This is a genomic window from Inquilinus limosus DSM 16000 (assembly GCF_000423185.1).
GTDB lineage: Bacteria > Pseudomonadota > Alphaproteobacteria > DSM-16000 > Inquilinaceae > Inquilinus > Inquilinus limosus.
On record NZ_AUHM01000040.1, the window covers coordinates 1 to 15,723 of the forward strand.

Here is a 15,723-nt window from a genome sequence, read left to right on the forward strand (position 1 = left end):
AGCCCTCGCCGCCATCACCGGCACCGCCCCCTATCCCCGAGAGAGCGGCGCTTGGCTCGGCAAACGCCACATCCGCGGCGGCCGCCGCGAACCCCGCAACCTGCTCTACCTCGCCGCTCTCTCCGCCACCCGCTCCTCCTCTGACCTCGCCGCCTGCTACAGCCGTCTCCGGGCCAGAGGCAAAGCCCCCAAGCTCGCTCTCCTGGCCATCGCCAGAAAGCTCCTCACCCGCCTCAACGCCATGCTCAGAGATCACAAGCCCTGGATCGCTCTCCAAAACTGACCCCTCCAAACACGGTTGCTCACCCGGTCTCGCTAACGCGAGCCCGACCTCTCCCGCATCCGGCGGGAGAGGCTATGCGAAGACGCTCGACATTCTGTCAGGCCGTGACGTGACCGGGCCTCAATTCATCCGGCTCCAACCCGTCATGGCGAGCCCCGCCCCTTACGCCTATTGGGGGGCGTGGCATCCCAGCGGCACAGATTCCTGGATGGCCACGGCGCTGCGCGCCTCGCCATGACGGGAAGGGACCGAAGACTCGATCTCAAAAGCCGCCAATATCACTCCCGATCATCGAGAAGCCCGAGACCGGGAGAGCGAATCTCCCTGCGCTCCTCCGCCGGAGTCTCCATCAGGCTGTCGGCCAGGGCGGATTGCAGCAGCGCCTGCAGCGCCCCGGTCCTGGTCCGGACCTCGGCCATGGCCTCCTCCAGCGCGGCGCGGTCGAGCGGATCGGCCCGCATCAGGGCGAACATGCGCTGCCGCGCCTCGAGCAGCCCGGCGACCGCCGCCCGCAGCTCCGCCCGGTCCTGCAGCAGCCGGCGCAGCACGTCCCGGCGCAGCTCCGGCGGATAGGGCCGCATCACCGAGGCGGCGACGGCCTCCACGCGGCGGTCGAGCCAGCGCCCGGCCAGCCAGGCGCCGCCCGCGAACAGGTTCAGGCACAGCGAGGCCGCCAGGGCGATGGCGAGGACCAGCATGGTCCTCCGGCGCGGCGCGGCGGTCACAGCAGGCCTCCGATGTCACCTTGGCCGGCCGCCAGCCCGAGGACCGCGAGCGCCATGTCGAGATCGGCGCGGCCGGGCAGCGTCGCCAGCACCAGCACGGCGCCGGCCGCGAGGGACAGCAGCGAGGCGCCCGCGCTCGCTGCCCAGAAGCGCCAGCCCGGCCGCCAGGCCCCCTCCTCCGCTTCGACGGCGGCCAGGATCCGGCCGATCTCCGCGGCGCCGAAGGGCGGCGGGCGGACCGCGCCGCCGACCGTGTCCTCGAAGGCGGCGAACCGCGCCAGCATCGCCGCCGCCGCCGGATCCTGGGCCAGAAGCCGCCGGGCGGATTCGGCCAGCTTCTGCGGCCAGCGGTCGAGATCGGCCCCGAAGCGGAGCAGCGCGTCGTCCAATTCGGCCCTGGTCATGGCTCCGTCTCCCTTTCCTCGATCATGGCCCGCAGCGTCCGCCGGGCGCGGACCAGAAGCTGCTCCGCCGCGCCTTCGCTGACGCCCAGGATGGCGGCGATCTCGGCATTGCTCCGCCCGCCCTGGACGGCCAGCAGCAGCGCCAGGCGCTGCCGCTCCGGCAGGGTCCGGATCATCCGGGCGACCGCGGCGAGGCGGTCTCGGCCGGCCAGCCCGGCCAGCGCGCTGGGCGCGTCGTCGGCCGGCTCCGGCGCCTCCGCGAAGGGCAGCCAGCGCCGCCGGCGCCGGCGCCGCGCCTGGTCCAGGCAGCGATTGGCGACGACCCGGTACAGCCAGGTCGTGAACGCCGCCTGGCCGGGCGTCCAGGCGTCGGGCCGCCGCCACAGCATCAGGAACACGTCCTGCACGATGTCGTCGGCCTCCGCCGCCCGACCGCCGAAGGCCAGCGCCAGGCCGCGCACCCTGTCGCCATGGCGGCGCATGAGGGCGGCGAAGGCGCGCCGATCCCCCCCGGCGATGCGGACCAGCAGATCCGCATCGGCCAAAGCCTCCTCCCCCTCCGCCATGCCGCCATTCCGCGCTTGATGAGAACTGGCGTCAGAACCGGCGCCAGAACCGGCCGGCCGGGAAGCTTCGGCCAGCGGGTCCGGTGACGGTGCGGTAACCGTAGCTGCGGAACGGGCCCTGAACCACCCCGCCGGAACGGGACCAGGACCGGCCGCCGGGGCCGGTGGCCTGGACCGAACGGCTGCAGGCGTGGTTGCCGCACTGCCCGGTGATCGTCCGGGTTCCCCCGTGCGGACCGGTCCAGCTACGCGACCAGTCGTCGGCGGCAGCCGGGCCGGCGGCCAGAAGGAGTCCGGCCATTGTCACGACGGCCGCCATGGTGAGCCTGATCATGATCCCTCCTCTCCGCCCGTCTCAGCGGGCCTGCGCGATAGCGGCCGCGAACTGCGCCCTGGTGACGCCGCGGCCGGTGGTGTCGAGTCGGTCGAACCAGGACGTCCCGGCCACGAACTCGTCGTGCGAGACCAGCCCGTCGCGGTTCCGGTCCAGCGCGGCCAGGCGTTCGCCCTGCCCTTCGGCGAAGCGCTCGAACCGTCTGGCGCGTGACCGGGCCTGGTTCCGGGCTGCCCCGGCCTCGGCGACCGTCAGCACGCCGTCATGGTCGGCGTCGAGGCGGTCGAACATGCGGCTGCGGACGGCCTGGACCTCGGCCCGGGTCAGGACACCGTCGTGATCGGCGTCGATCCGTTCGAACATCTTGTCCGCGAGCCGGCCCGGCTGCTGCGCCTGGGCGGCGTCGCCGCCCAGGACGGCCGCGGCCAGGGCGATGGCGAGCCCTCTGGCGATATGCATGACTGCTGTCTCCTCCGCTTGGCATCCGGATCATCCGGATCACGGCCGCTTGAACGCCGCCGGGCGGATGTCCCTACGCGGATGTCTTGCCGGCGCCGGAGCAAGAACAGAAATCGAACAAGAGCATTGCCTCGGCCCCCGCTTCGGGGCTACATCCGGACGATGCCGACGCGAACCATCCCGCTCCGCGACCACGCCTTCCGCCCCGACCCGTCGGGGGTGCTGTGGTGGCCGGAGCGGCGCTGGCTGCTGGTCGCCGACCTGCATCTGGAGAAGGCGACGGCGCTGGCGCGGCGCTCGCGCCGCCTGCTGCCGCCCTATGACAGCACCGCGACCCTGGCCCGGCTGGGCGCGGCGATCGACCGGCTGGATCCGGCAACGGTGGTCGCGCTCGGCGACAGCTTCCATGATTCGGAGGGGGCCGACCGCCTCGCCGCCGACGATCTGGCGACGTTGGCCCGGCTGGCGCAAGGGCGCGACTGGATCTGGGTGCTGGGCAACCACGATCCGGATCTGCCCGCCTCCCTTCCCGGCGACCGGACCGAGGAGCTGCGGGTCGACGGCCTGGTCTGCCGCCACGCCGCCCGGCCGGACGCCGCCGGCGAGATTTCCGGCCACTATCACCCCAAGGCGGCGGTCGACAGCCGCGCCGGCCGCGTGACCGGCCGCTGCTTCGTCGCCGATGAGGACCGGCTGGTGCTGCCGGCCTTCGGCGCCTACACCGGCGGCCTCGACGTGCTCGATCCCGCCATCCGCGGGCTGCTGGCCCCGGCCTTCCATGTCTGGCTGATCGGCCGCACCGGTCTGCACCGCTTCCCCGGCGCGCGCCTGTCGCCGATCGCGCTGCGGTTCGTCGACAGCGTCGCCTGACGGCCCTTTCCGCCGCGACACCCCGTCATGGCGAGCCCCCGGGGGGGTGGCCATCCGGAATGCTTAGGCCTGCTCCGGCTGCGCGACTGGATGGCCCACGCTTCGCTCGCCATGACGGTATGGGGGCATGTGCCTGCTCTCGGTCGGCAACCCACTCCATCCAATTTCGTCATGGCGAGCCCGCAGGGGCGTGGCCATCCAGGCGGCACCGGCCCCGGCATAGCGCTGATGATTCGATCGGATGCGGTTTCTCTTGCTTAATTGTTCCTGTTGGTGCGGCCCCAGCTCCCCTCTCCTCGGGGAGAGGGAGGGGCCGGTTCGCGTCAGCGAATGGGAGGGTGATGCGGACCGTGCCGCTGGGCAGCCTCCGCCAGGATCGAGCGCACCAGCGGCAAGGTGATCGAGCGGCCCTGGGCCAGGCTGGCGGCGTCGATCTCGCCCACCAGCCGCCGCGCCTCGGCGAAGCTGCGCTCCATCCGAGCCAGCATCGCCTGCACGATCTCCGGCCCCACCGCCAGCTGGCGGTCGGCGAACAGCTTGGCCAGCACCTGCGCCAGCAGCACGTCGTCCGGCTCGCCGACGCCCACCGCCGGCGCCGCCTTCAGCCGCGAGGCCAGGTCCGGCAGCGCCACCGGCCAGCGCGCCGGCGGCTCGCGCGCCGCCAGCAGCAGGAAGCCGCCGGCCTCCTTCAGCAGGTTGTGCAGGTGGAACAGCGCCCGCTCCGCCGCCGCGTCGCCGGCCACCCGGTCGGCGTCGTCCAGCGCCACCGCCCCGTCGGCCGCGAGTTCGGCGGGATCCGCCGCGGCCAGATCGGCCCCGGTCAGGCGCCGGGCGCCGGCGCGCTGCGCCCAGATGCCGAGCAGATGGCTCTTCCCCGCCCCCGGCGCACCGTGCAGGGCCAGGGCCGGCGCCGGCCAGTCCGGCCAGCGCGCGATCCACTCCGCGGCCTCGCGGTTGCTGTCGGCGACGATGAAATCCTCGGGCCCCAAAGCGGGGGGCAGCGACAGGTCGAAGACGAACTGCGCCACCTCTCCGGAAGTCTTGCTCATGAGACGGTGGGGAGGTCCATGTCCGGCGGATCGGCGGGTGGCCGCCCGTACAGCGCACTCTGGCGGTAGCGCTGCAGGGCGAAGCGCGTCAGCACGCCGATCACGGCCGCCACCGGCACCGCCAGCATCACGCCGGTGAAGCCGAACAGGCTGCCGGCGGCGAGCAGCGCGAAGATCACCCAGACCGGATGCAGGCCGACGGAATCGCCGACCAGCTTCGGGGTGACGAAGTTCCCCTCCAGGAACTGGCCGAGGATGAAGATGCCCAGCACCAGCGCCCACATCGTCCAGTCGTCGTACTGGACGAGCGAGATGCCGACCGAGCTGACGAGGCCGACCAGAGAGCCGACGTAGGGGATGATCGACAGCACCCCGGTCACGAGGCCGACCAGCAGGCCGAAATTCAGCCCGACCATGCTGAGGGCGATGGCGTAGAACAGGCCCAGCAGCAGGCAGACGGTCAGCTGGCCGCGGATGAAGCGCGACAGGGTCTGGTTCACCTCGCGCCCCAGGCCGCGGATGGTCTCGCGATGCGCCACCGGCAGGTTGTGGTCGATCACCCCGACCATGTGGTCCCAGTCGCGCAGCATGTAGAAGGCGACGACCGGGGTGATGAACAGCAGCGACAGCAGGTCGATCAGGGCCATGCCGCCCTGCCACAGGCTGCCGAGCACGGTGCCGACCCAGGACACGGCGGTGCCGACATACTGGCTGACCGCCCGCTGGATCTCGTTGAAGTCGGATTCCGAGACGCGGTGGCGCAGCTCGGCGATCAGCGGCTGCAGCCGTGCCCCGGCGCGCGCCACGTACTCGGGCACGGCCGAGAGCAGGCCGGTCAGTTGGTTCACCAGGATCGGGACCACGATCAGCATGGCCAGGATCGCCAGCAGCACGAACAGCAGCAGCAGCACCGTCGTCGCCAGCCAGCGCACCATCCCCAGGCGCTGCAGCCGGTCGCACACCGGGTCCAGCAGGTAGGCGATGATCATGCCGGTGACGAAGGGCGCCAGCACGCCCCGCAGCAGCCACACCAGGAGGCAGAAGACGACGAAGCCGATCAGCCAGAAGCGGATTTGGGCCGATCCGTTCACGCGTGCGCCCCGGCCGGAGTGAAGAAGCGGCGGACGGTCTCGCGCAGATAGCCGATCGCCGAGAGCGTGGTGGTCGCCGCCACCACCCAGATCAGCACGGCGATCGCGCCGCTGGCGTCGACATGGAGCCCGGGCGCCGCCATCACCAGCACCACCAGCGCGATCTGCATCACGGTGTTGAGCTTGCTGATCATCGACGGAGTCAGCGAACGGGTGCCGCGGCCGGCGAAATGCAGCACCACCACGCCCAGCACCAGGCCGATGTCGCGCGCCACCACCAGCGCCACCAGCCAGACCGGCAGCGCCGCCATCCAGGTCAGGGCGAGATAGGTGCCGACCAGCAGGGACTTGTCGGCGATCGGGTCGAGATAGCTGCCCAGCGCCGTCCGCGCCTGCAGCCAGCGGGCCAGAATGCCGTCGATGGCATCGGTCAGCGCCGCCGCCGCGAACATCCAGAAGGCCGTGACCAGGCGTCCGTCCAGGATCAGCCAGATGGTGACCGGGGCCACGGCGAGCCGGGCCAGACTGAGCAGGTTCGGCAGGTATCGGACCAAGCGGCGCAAAGGGACCGACCTCGATGATGAAGGTGTCGTCACGCCGGGCTACATTCCGCCGGTGCGATGCAGCTCGAGCGACTGGGCGCCCTGCTGGACCGCCAGGCCCTGCTGCGCCAGGATCTGGTTGAGCTGGGTCTGGTCGCCCGGGAAGCGCAGCTCCAGCACCGCCTGCCGCGCCGTCAGGCTGACCAGCGAGGAACTGACCATGCCGCCGAGGCGGGTCAGCCGGCCCTGGACGTCGTACCAGTCCGCCGGCGCCGCGATCGGCACCACGACGGTGACGGATCCCCGCGCCACGAAACCGGGCGCAGCTCCGGGCTGCGGCAGGGTCCCGGGTGCACCGGGCGTGGTCGTGGTGATCTGCGGCGCACCGCTGCCCAGCAGCTGCTGCACCCCGGCGCTGCGAAAGGTGTAGGCCAGGGTGGCGGCGTAGCGCCCGGGCGCGGTCTGCTCGGACTTCACCTGGAAGCTCTGCACCAGCCGCTCGACATCGGCGTCGGACATGCCGGAGACGCGGCCCGGATCGGCGCCGATCTGCTGCAGCAGCTGCTGCAGCGCCTTGCGCGGGCCCTGGGCGAAAGCCTTGGTGCGGGCCTCGGTCGCGTTCGCGGCGGTCGCCTCGACCGCGACGTTGTCGACGGAGTAGCCGGAGGCGCTGCCCGCGATCGGCGCCCCGCCGGGTGTCGGGGTCTGGGCGCGGACCGGCGCCAGCTCGGCACAGAGCACCGCAGCCGCCAGAGCCAGGGTCGATCCGATGCGAAGCATCATTGCAAAGCCTTCCGGTTCCGCTATGGTCCGCGCCCATCCGCACGGATAATCCGTCCTTATATAGCACCCCTCTTTGCGAGGTCATCATGTGCCCGCCGGTCGACCCCAAGGACAGCTCCGACGCCTATGCCCGGGCCGGCGTGAACATCGCCGAGGGCGAGGCCTTCGTCGGCGACATCAAGCCCCTGGCCGAGAGCACCCGCCGCCGCGGCATGATGGAAGGGCTGGGCGGCTTCGGCGCGCTGTTCGACCCCAAGGCCGCCGGCTTCCGCGATCCGATCCTGGTCGCCGCGACCGACGGCGTCGGCACCAAGCTGAAGGTGGCGATCGAGACCGGCCGGCACGACACGGTCGGCATCGACCTCGTCGCCATGTGCGTCAACGACCTGGTGGTGCAGGGCGCCGAGCCGCTGTTCTTCCTCGACTACTTCGCCTCCGGCAAGCTCGACCGCTCTGTCGGCGGCGGCGTGTTGCGCGGCATCGCCGAGGGCTGCCGCCAGGCAGGCTGCGCCCTGATCGGCGGCGAGACGGCGGAGATGCCGGGCATGTACGCCGCCGGCGACTACGACCTGGCCGGCTTCGCCGTCGGCGCGGTCGAGCGCGACCAGGCCCTGACCGGCCGCGACGTGCGCGACGGCGACGTGGTGCTGGGCCTTTCCTCGACCGGCGTGCATTCGAACGGCTATTCGCTGGTCCGCCGCACCGTGGCCGAGGCCGGCCTGTCCTGGGACGCCCCGGCGCCCTTCGCCAACGACACCTCGGTCGGCGAGGCGTTCCTGACCCCGACCCGGATCTATGTGAAGAGCACCCTCGCGGCCATCCGCGCCGGCGGCGTCCACGCCATGGCGCACATCACCGGCGGCGGGTTGACCGAGAACATCCCGCGGGTGCTGCCGGACGGGCTGGGCGCCGCCCTCGACGCCGGCGCCTGGCCCCTGCCCCCGGTGTTCCGCTGGCTGAAGGCGCAAGGCGACCTCAGCGCGGCGGAGATGGCCCGCACCTTCAACTGCGGCATCGGCATGGTGGTGATCGTGGCGCCGGACCGGGCCGAGGCGCTGTCGGCGCTGCTGACGGACCAGGGCGAGACCGTGCACCGGATCGGCCGGGTCGTCGCCGATCCGGCCCATTCGGTGGCGATCGCGGGCGCGGAGGCGGCATGGGCCGTCTGAAGGTCGGAGTTCTCATCTCCGGCCGGGGCAGCAACATGGCGGCCCTGGCCGAGGCCTGCGCCGCGCCGGACTTCCCGGCCGAGATCGCGCTCGTGCTGTCCGACATCCCCGATGCCGGCGGCCTGGCCGTCGCGTCCGAACGCGGCCTCGCCACCGCCGTGGTCGATCGCAAGGCCTACGGCTCGAAGGCCGGGTTCGAGGCGGCGATGGACGCGGCGCTGCGAAATGCCGGGGTCGAGTTGATCTGCCTGGCCGGCTTCATGCGGGTGCTGAGCGCCGATTTCGTCGGGCGCTGGCAGGACCGCATCCTCAACATCCACCCCTCCCTGCTGCCGGCCTTCCCCGGCCTCGACACCCATGCACGGGCGCTGGCCGCCGGGGTCAAGCTGGCCGGCTGCACCGTCCATATCGTCCGTCCGGTGGTCGATGACGGGCCGATTCTGGTCCAGGCGGCGGTCCCGGTGCTCGACGACGACGACGCCGCCAGCCTGGCGGCGCGCATCCTGGCGGAGGAGCACCGCTGCTATCCGCTGGCGCTGCGCTGGATGGCCGAGGGACGGGTCAGGATCGACGGCGGCCGGGTCCGGATCGACGGCGTTCCCGCCGCCGCAGGGGCGCTTCGCAACCCCTTGTGAATCCTTGTCACAAAGGCCAATCGACCCTGCGACAATTAAACCCTATTTCACTGGACAAGGCTTGGGGGCATCCGTAAATGGTGCCTCGATCGCAAACATACGAAAGCGGATGAGGATGGGCGCGATGGCCAGCGAAGGCTCGAATCAGGTTCCGGATGAACTGCTGGCTTCGCGCAAGCAGATGTATGCCAGCTTCGTCCGCTTCAGCACCTGGGGCATCGTTGCCGTGGCCATCCTGCTGATCGGCATGGCGCTGTTCCTGCTCTGAGCTTCGCAGCGCGCAAGAGAAAAGGGCCGGCCCCGCGGGACCGGCCCTTTTTCGTTGCCGAACAGGGCCGCCGCCATCCCCGCTCGGGTGGATGGCGGCGGCGCGCCGGATCAGCCGACGATCTCGGTGCCGGCGAAGAAGAAGGCGATCTCGATCGCCGCGTTCTCCAGCGAATCGGAGCCGTGCACCGAGTTCGCCTCGATCGATTCCGCGAACTCCTTGCGGATCGTGCCCGGGGCGGCGTTGGCCGGGTTGGTGGCGCCCATCACCTCGCGGTTGCGGGCCACGGCGTTGTCGCCCTCCAACACCTGGACCACGACCGGGCCCGAGATCATGAAGCTGCAGAGGTCGTTGAAGAACGGCCGCTCCTTGTGCACGGCGTAGAACGCCTCGGCCTGGGCGCGGGTCAGCTGGATCCGCTTCTGCGCGACGATGCGCAGGCCGGCCTCTTCGAACTTGGCGTTGATCTTGCCGGTCAGGTTGCGGCGGGTGGCGTCCGGCTTGATGATGGACAGGGTGCGCTCGGCCATGGAGTCCTCGGTTTTCAGGCGTTGGCGATCGGAATTGCGCGGCCTTATAGACGGGCGGCCCCGATCCGGCAACCGGAGCGCGCGAAATCCCGATTCCCGTGCTATCACCGCGCCGCCATGCTTCAGATCCAGGACGTCACCATCCGCATCGCCGGCCGCACCCTGCTCGACTCCGCCTCGGTGTCGGTGCCGGCCGGGCACAAGGCCGGGCTGGTCGGCCACAACGGCACCGGCAAGTCGACCCTGCTGCGCGCCATCCGGCAGGAGATCGCGCTGGACGGCGGCCAGATCGGCATCCCGGCGCGCTGGCGCATGGCCAGCGTGGCCCAGGAGGCGCCGTCCGGCCCTGCCAGCCTGCTCGACACCGTGCTGGCCGCGGACACCGAGCGCGCCAGCCTGCTGGCGGAGGCCGAGATCGCCGAGGATCCGCACCGGATCGGCGAGATCCACACCCGCCTCGCCGACATCGACGCGCACACCGCCCCGGCCCGCGCCGCCACCATCCTGGCCGGCCTCGGCTTCGACACCGAGGCCCAGGCGCAGCCGGTCGGCGACCTGTCCGGCGGCATGCGCATGCGCGTGGCGCTGGCCGCGACGCTCTTCCTCCAGCCCGATCTTCTTCTTCTCGACGAACCCACCAACCATCTCGACCTCGAGGCGACGCTGTGGCTGGAGGGCTGGCTGAAGGCCTATCCGCACACCGTGCTGATGGTCAGCCACGACCGCGACCTGCTGAACCGGGTGGTCGACATGACCATCCATCTCGAGGCCGGGAAGCTGACCGCCTACAGCGGCGGCTACGACCAGTTCGAGCGCACCCGGCGGATGCGGCTGGAGCATCTGGCGGCGCTGCAGAAGCGGCAGATCGCCCAGCGCGCCCACATGCAGAGCTTCATCGACCGGTTCAAGGCCAAGGCCACCAAGGCGCGCCAGGCGCAGAGCCGTATGAAGGCGCTGGAGAAGATGGAGCCGATCGTGGCGCTGGTCGAGGACCAGTCGATCAGCTTCGACTTTCCGCAGCCGGAGGAGCTGTCGCCGCCGATCCTGGTGCTGGACAAGGTGGCGGTCGGCTATGACGGCCAGCCGGTGCTGAAGAATGTCGACCTGCGGATCGACATGGACGACCGCATCGCGCTGCTCGGCGCCAACGGCAACGGCAAGTCGACCCTGGCCAAGCTGTTCGCCGGCCGGCTGCAGCCGATGGCTGGGGCCCTGCGCAAATCCAACAAGCTCAAGGTCGGCTACTTCGCCCAGCACCAGGCGGAGGAGCTGGACCTGTCGCTGAACGCCATCGCCCAGGCGCGGCGGGTCATGCCGGACGCGACCGACGAGAAGATCCGCGCCCATCTCGGCCGCTTCGGCTTCGTCCAGCGCCGCGCCGAGACCCGGATCGGCGACATGTCGGGCGGCGAGAAGGCGCGGCTGCTGCTGGCCCTGATGGCGCGCGAGGCGCCGCAGCTGCTGCTGCTCGACGAGCCGACCAACCATCTCGACGTCGACAGCCGCCAGGCGCTGGTGCAGGCGCTGAACGAGTATGACGGCGCGGTGGTGCTGATCACCCACGACCCGCATCTGATCGAGCTGACCGCCGACCGGCTGCTGCTGGTCAAGGACGGCGCGGTGCGGCCCTTCGACGGCGACCTCGACGACTACCGCCGCCTCCTGGCCGAGCAGCGGCGGCAGGAGCGCGCGGGGCGCCAGGCCGAGAAGGCGAGCCAGGCCGACCGCAGGGAGCAGCGCCGCGCCGCCGCCGAGGCCCGCGCCCAGCTGGCCCCGCTGCGCCAGGAGATCCGCGAGATCGAGAGGCGGATTCAGGCGCTGGAGCGGGAGAAGCAGAAGATCGAGGCGAAGCTGGCCGACGGCACGCTCTACAGCAACCCGGCCGCGGCGACGGAGCAGCAGATCGCGCTGCACGACGTGCAGACCAGGCTGGACGCCGCCGAGGAGGCTTGGCTGGAGGCCAACAGCCGGCTGGAGGAGGCGCAGGCGCTGGCAGGCTGAGGGCTCAGCTCGGTCCCGGCCAGCGGATCAGCCCGCGGGTGAAATCGCGCCAGGCGGCCGCCGTGCTCCAGCGGTCGAACATCAGGGCGTGCAGCCCGGCGCTGACCAGCAGGACGACGGCGCCGGCGAAGAGCACGTCACTGAAGAAATGCCCGCCCATGCCGATGCGCAGCAGGCCGAGCGCGCCGCCCAGCGCCATTGAGCCCCAGAAGATCCGGCGTCGCCGCCGCGCCGGCACGACATAGGCCGCGCTGTGGACGACGAAGCCGATGGTGGGATCGCCGGCGACGAAGGAGCAGTTGCGGCGGCATTGGTCGGCCGGGATCAGCGGCGGCGTGAAGGCGGCAGCGCCGCCAAAAGCCTCGACCTGGCGCGGCCGGGCCCGGCCCCAATGGTCCTTCAGCACGGTATTGGCCACGAGCCCCGGCCCGATCGCCAGCGCCAGGAGCAGGAAGGTCCAGCGCCGGGCGTCGAGCCCGAGCAGCCGCCGTTGCCGCAGCCATGTCCAGGCGGCCGCGAGCAGCAGCAGGACGGCGGCGATGCGGACCAGGACCTGCACCGCCTCGTGGATCGCCTCCGCGAGGGACGCGCCGGCCCAGGCGAAGCCGCTGCCAGGGGCGTAGAACCAGCCGGAGACGACGAGGTCGATGCCCGGCGCGAGGACCAGCAGGGCAGCGACCGCGACCGCGAGCCAGAGCGCTGTCCGGGGCGTCACCCGCCCACCCGCTGCTTCTCGCTCCAGGCCCCGGCCTCGTCCTGCTGGTAGTAGACGAGCGTGTGGCCGGCGTCGCGGAAGCGCTTCCAGCGGCCGCGGGCGGCCTGCACCGCCTCCGGGTCGTTGCCGTCGAACAGGTCGCACACCGTCGCGAAGGCACCGCCGCCGTCCGAATCCGCGCCGTCGCCCAGGAACAGCACCTGGGCGCCGTTCGGGTTCTCGACCTGGTCGGTGATCCACACCGGCTGCTCCTCCGCGAAGCCGTCGCGCCGGGTGCCGTGCGGCAGGAAGCCCTCCTTGGAGTAGGTCCAGAGATAGCCGGCCAGGCTCTCCGCCCGCTCCTCGGAGCCGACGCAGACGACGGCGCGCCAGCCGCGCTGCAGCGTCCGCTCGAGCAGCACCGGCAGGGTCTGCTCGAACGTGCGCGCGGTCAGGTGGTAGAACCGGATCTCGGCCATCAGCCTTCGTGGTTATCGGCCACGAACCGGTCCAACAGCCGCACGCCGAAGGCGGTGGCGCCCTTTGGCACGGTCGGCGTGTCCTTGCCCGACCAGGTCGTGCCGGCGATGTCGAGATGGGCCCAAGGCACCTTGTTGACGAAGCGCTGCAGGAACTGCCCGCCGATGATCGAGCCGGCGTCGCGGCTGCCGGTGATGTTCTTCATGTCGGCGATGTCGCTGTCGATCTGCTTGTCGTAGGCGTCGCCCAGCGGCATGCGCCATAGCTTCTCCTCGACCGCCTTGCCGGCGGCGATCAGCTTCTCGGCCAGGGCGTCATCATTCGAGAACAGCCCGGCATGCTCGCTGCCGAGCGCGATGATGATGGCGCCGGTCAGGGTGGCGAGGTTGATCATCGCCTTCGGCTTGAACCGATCCTGCGTGTACCAGAGCGCATCGGCGAGCACGAGCCGGCCCTCGGCGTCGGTGTTCCAGACCTCGATGGTCTGGCCGGACATCGAGGTGACGATGTCGCCCGGCCGCTGCGCGTCGCCCGACGGCATGTTCTCGACGAGGCCGAGCACGCCGACGGCGTTGACCTTGGCCTTGCGCAGCGCCAGCGCCTTGAACAGCCCGGCGACCACGCCGGCGCCGCCCATGTCCCACTTCATGTCCCACATGCCCTGGCCGGGCTTGAGCGAGATGCCGCCGGTGTCGAAGGTCACGCCCTTGCCGACGAAGGCGATCGGTGCCTCGGCCTTGCGCTTGCCGCCGGCGCCCTTCCACTGCAGCACCACCAGCTGGCTCTCATATGCCGAGCCCTGGCCGACGCCGAGCAGCGCACCCATGCCGAGCTTGCGCATCTGCTTCTCGCCCAGCACCTCGACCTCGACGCCCAGGTCCTGCAGCTCCTTCGTCTTGGCGGCGAAGCTCTCCGGATGGAGGACGTTGGCCGGCTCGGACACCAGCTCGCGGGTCAGGAACACGCCCTGAGCCACCGCGTCGGCGCGGGCGAAGGCCTTCTTCGCCGCCGCGGCGTCGCTGGTCTGCACGGTCAGGCTCTTCAGGGTCGGCTTCGCCTCGGGCTTCTCCTTGGTGCGGTAGCGTTCGAAGCGCCAGGCGCGGAGGCGGGCGCCGAAGGCGAATTCGGCGGCCGCGGCCCCTGCCCCCTGGCCGGAGAGGACGATGCCTTCGAGCTGCGCCGTCGCCGCGGCGGCGCCGGTCTTGTTCAGCAGCGCCGCGACCGAGCCGCCCGCCCGCTGCAGCCGCACCGCGTCGACCTCCTCCGGCTTGCCGAGACCGAACAGCACGACCTGATCGACGCCGGCGATGCCGTACAGCGCCAGCGTCTCGTCGCGGCCGCCCTTGAATTTCGGCGCGGCCTTCAGCGCCCGCGACAGGGCGCCTTTCGACCGCCGGTCGATCGCGGCGGCGGCGTTCGACAGCACGTCGTCGGCGAACACGCCGAGGACCAGGACGCCGGCTTCGACGGAAGCAGGCGGAGCGAAGGAGATCTGCATCTTGTCGTCTTCCGGGCGATTTCCGATAACCGCGGCAAGCCGGCGGAACCCGCAACGTAACAGCGGGTTTCACAGCCGTCACCGGTCGAAACGGCCCCGCCGCCCGGCTGCGACCTCCTTAGCGGTCGCGGCGGCGGGCCGTCTGATGTAGAAGATCCGCCCGACCCGCCTTCGGCACAACAGGCCTGTTCGCACCCGATGCTCCGTTCCCCCACCCTCTACGCCTATATCGTGCGGCAGTTCCTGTTCTGGTTCCTGGCCGTGCTGCTGGTGCTGAGCGGCGTGATCGCGGTGTTCGAATTCGTCGAGTTCGTGCGCCAGGTCAGCTCCATCCCCGAGCTGCCGGTGAGCCTGGCCTTCACCCTGGCCGCCTTCAAGCTGCCCAGCGACGTCGAGATCCTGTTCCATTTCGCCGTGCTGATCGCGGCCATGGTCACCTTCTGGCGCATGACCCGCAGCCGCGAGCTGGTGGTCGCCCGCGCCGCCGGCCTGTCGGCCTGGCAGTTCCTGGCGCCGGTGATCGCCGCGGCGATGGTGCTGGGCGTGCTCAAGATCACGCTGGTCAACCCGATCTCGGCGGCGATGTACAGCCGCTTCGAGCGCCTGGACCTCGATTTCCTCGGCGGCACCGGCGACGTGATGAAGGTGGCCAAGACCGGCTTCTGGCTGCGCCAGAAGGACGAGGACGGGATCGTCGTCATTCATGCTGACAAGGTCGGCAGCAACGGCGACCAGCTGCAGAACGCGATCTTCCTGCTGCTGAACCCGGACGAGACCTATCGCGGCCGGATCGACGCCGCCAGCGCCCAGCTGCAGGACGGCAAATGGGTGATCAGCGACGCCTGGGTGATGAACGGCGAGGCGCCGGCGCAGCATGTCGACACCACCTCGATCCCGAGCACCCTGACCCGCAACGGGATCCAGGAGCGCTTCGCCTCGCAGCAGACCATCTCGTTCTGGGACCTGCCGGACTACATCCGCAACCTCGAGGCCACCGGCTTCTCCTCGGTCCGCTACCGCATCGCCTATCAGTCGCTGCTGTCGCAGCCGCTGCTGATGGCGGCGATGATCCTCGTCGCCGCGGCCTTCAGCCTGCGGCCCGGGCGCCGGGTCGACACCGTGCTGATGATCGTCGGCGCCATCGTCACCGGATTCTCGATCTTCGTGCTCGGCGACATCGTGGCGGCGCTCGGCCGTGCCGGGACGCTGCCGGTGCCGATGGCGGCCTGGGCCACCTCCTGCGTCGCCCTTATGTTCGGCGCCGCCGCCCTGCTGCATCTCGAAGACGGCTGAGGCTGACCATGGAACCGGCCGCTTTTGCCTTGAGTCGGCCAAAGTCACG

General features: G+C 71.0%; 20 protein-coding genes. 7 read left to right on the forward strand and 13 right to left on the reverse strand.

Going from position 1 to position 15,723, the window contains the following annotated elements:
- Positions 1-283 (forward strand): transposase (locus G537_RS0126785; protein ID WP_026872715.1); only part of this gene is annotated, 283 nt, incomplete at its 5' end.
- 278 nt (positions 284-561) lie between these two features.
- Here G537_RS0126785 and G537_RS0126790 read toward each other — a convergent pair.
- From G537_RS0126790 to G537_RS0126810, 5 genes are read right to left on the reverse strand one after another with little or no spacing between them, the layout of a single operon-like run.
- Positions 562-1,008 (reverse strand): periplasmic heavy metal sensor, encoded by a 447-nt coding sequence (locus tag G537_RS0126790; RefSeq protein ID WP_162146154.1) that lies wholly within the window; start codon positions 1,006-1,008, stop codon positions 562-564.
- Positions 1,005-1,412, reverse strand: coding sequence for a hypothetical protein (locus tag G537_RS40115; RefSeq protein ID WP_051249180.1), 408 nt, complete (start codon positions 1,410-1,412; stop codon positions 1,005-1,007). The genes G537_RS0126790 and G537_RS40115 overlap by 4 nt, the downstream gene beginning before the upstream one ends.
- The gene (locus G537_RS0126800; protein ID WP_026872717.1) at positions 1,409-1,978 is read right to left on the reverse strand and encodes a sigma-70 family RNA polymerase sigma factor; all 570 of its coding nucleotides are present in this window, start codon (positions 1,976-1,978) and stop codon (positions 1,409-1,411) included. Before G537_RS0126800 ends, G537_RS40115 begins: the two co-directional genes overlap by 4 nt.
- Positions 1,979-2,009: 31 nt before the next feature.
- Positions 2,010-2,312, reverse strand: a complete 303-nt coding sequence (locus G537_RS40120) for a hypothetical protein (protein ID WP_051249182.1) — start codon at positions 2,310-2,312, stop codon at positions 2,010-2,012.
- Positions 2,313-2,333: 21 nt separating this feature from the next.
- Entirely contained in the window at positions 2,334-2,771 is a 438-nt protein-coding gene (locus tag G537_RS0126810) for a hypothetical protein (protein ID WP_051249183.1), read from the reverse strand.
- 162 nt (positions 2,772-2,933) lie between these two features.
- On the opposite strand from G537_RS0126810, the gene pdeM reads away from it, so the two are divergent.
- Entirely contained in the window at positions 2,934-3,641 is a 708-nt protein-coding gene (gene pdeM / locus G537_RS0126815) for a ligase-associated DNA damage response endonuclease PdeM (RefSeq protein WP_034853161.1), read from the forward strand.
- Between the two features lie 323 nt (positions 3,642-3,964).
- Here pdeM and G537_RS0126820 read toward each other — a convergent pair whose 3' ends face one another.
- Genes G537_RS0126820 through G537_RS0126835 form a run of 4 tightly spaced genes read right to left on the reverse strand, consistent with a single transcriptional unit; the run spans position 3,965 to position 7,106 of the window.
- Entirely contained in the window at positions 3,965-4,690 is a 726-nt protein-coding gene (locus tag G537_RS0126820) for an HdaA/DnaA family protein (RefSeq protein ID WP_051249184.1), read from the reverse strand.
- A complete protein-coding gene (locus G537_RS40125) occupies positions 4,687-5,781 on the reverse strand; it encodes an AI-2E family transporter (protein WP_051249185.1) in 1,095 nt (364 codons plus the stop codon). The genes G537_RS0126820 and G537_RS40125 overlap by 4 nt, the downstream gene beginning before the upstream one ends.
- Entirely contained in the window at positions 5,778-6,344 is a 567-nt protein-coding gene (locus tag G537_RS40130) for a CDP-alcohol phosphatidyltransferase family protein (protein WP_034853162.1), read from the reverse strand. Before G537_RS40130 ends, G537_RS40125 begins: the two co-directional genes overlap by 4 nt.
- Before the next feature lie 39 nt (positions 6,345-6,383).
- Positions 6,384-7,106, reverse strand: coding sequence for a hypothetical protein (locus G537_RS0126835; protein ID WP_026872721.1), 723 nt, complete (start codon positions 7,104-7,106; stop codon positions 6,384-6,386).
- Positions 7,107-7,192: 86 nt separating this feature from the next.
- Between G537_RS0126835 and purM the strand changes: the two genes are divergently transcribed.
- From purM to G537_RS43180, 3 genes are all read left to right on the forward strand, one after another.
- On the forward strand, positions 7,193-8,275 hold the full coding sequence (purM, locus tag G537_RS0126840) for a phosphoribosylformylglycinamidine cyclo-ligase (RefSeq protein ID WP_034853163.1): 1,083 nt from the start codon (positions 7,193-7,195) through the stop codon (positions 8,273-8,275).
- Positions 8,263-8,910: a phosphoribosylglycinamide formyltransferase gene (gene purN, locus G537_RS0126845; RefSeq protein ID WP_026872723.1), complete on the forward strand. Its 648-nt coding sequence runs from the start codon at positions 8,263-8,265 to the stop codon at positions 8,908-8,910. Before purM ends, purN begins: the two co-directional genes overlap by 13 nt.
- A 124-nt stretch (positions 8,911-9,034) precedes the next feature.
- Positions 9,035-9,178: an aa3-type cytochrome c oxidase subunit IV gene (locus tag G537_RS43180; protein ID WP_211230521.1), complete on the forward strand. Its 144-nt coding sequence runs from the start codon at positions 9,035-9,037 to the stop codon at positions 9,176-9,178.
- 110 nt (positions 9,179-9,288) lie between these two features.
- Here the strand turns inward: G537_RS43180 and ndk are convergent, their stop codons facing one another.
- Positions 9,289-9,708 carry a nucleoside-diphosphate kinase gene (gene ndk / locus G537_RS0126855; protein WP_026872724.1) on the reverse strand — a complete coding sequence of 140 codons (420 nt, stop codon included), beginning with the start codon at positions 9,706-9,708 and terminating at the stop codon, positions 9,289-9,291.
- Positions 9,709-9,825: 117 nt separating this feature from the next.
- On the opposite strand from ndk, the gene G537_RS0126860 reads away from it, so the two are divergent.
- A complete protein-coding gene (locus G537_RS0126860; RefSeq protein WP_026872725.1) occupies positions 9,826-11,709 on the forward strand; it encodes an ABC-F family ATP-binding cassette domain-containing protein in 1,884 nt (627 codons plus the stop codon).
- Positions 11,710-11,713: 4 nt separating this feature from the next.
- Here G537_RS0126860 and G537_RS40135 read toward each other — a convergent pair whose 3' ends face one another.
- Genes G537_RS40135 through G537_RS0126875 form a run of 3 tightly spaced genes read right to left on the reverse strand, consistent with a single transcriptional unit; the run spans position 11,714 to position 14,381 of the window.
- Entirely contained in the window at positions 11,714-12,424 is a 711-nt protein-coding gene (locus tag G537_RS40135; RefSeq protein ID WP_051249186.1) for a phosphatase PAP2 family protein, read from the reverse strand.
- Positions 12,421-12,882, reverse strand: a complete 462-nt coding sequence (locus tag G537_RS0126870; RefSeq protein ID WP_026872726.1) for a DNA polymerase III subunit chi — start codon at positions 12,880-12,882, stop codon at positions 12,421-12,423. Before G537_RS0126870 ends, G537_RS40135 begins: the two co-directional genes overlap by 4 nt.
- On the reverse strand, positions 12,882-14,381 hold the full coding sequence (locus tag G537_RS0126875) for a leucyl aminopeptidase (RefSeq protein WP_026872727.1): 1,500 nt from the start codon (positions 14,379-14,381) through the stop codon (positions 12,882-12,884). The genes G537_RS0126870 and G537_RS0126875 overlap by 1 nt, the downstream gene beginning before the upstream one ends.
- A 198-nt stretch (positions 14,382-14,579) precedes the next feature.
- Between G537_RS0126875 and lptG the strand changes: the two genes are divergently transcribed.
- A complete protein-coding gene (lptG, locus tag G537_RS0126880) occupies positions 14,580-15,674 on the forward strand; it encodes an LPS export ABC transporter permease LptG (RefSeq protein WP_026872728.1) in 1,095 nt (364 codons plus the stop codon).
- Positions 15,675-15,723: the final 49 nt, after the last annotated feature.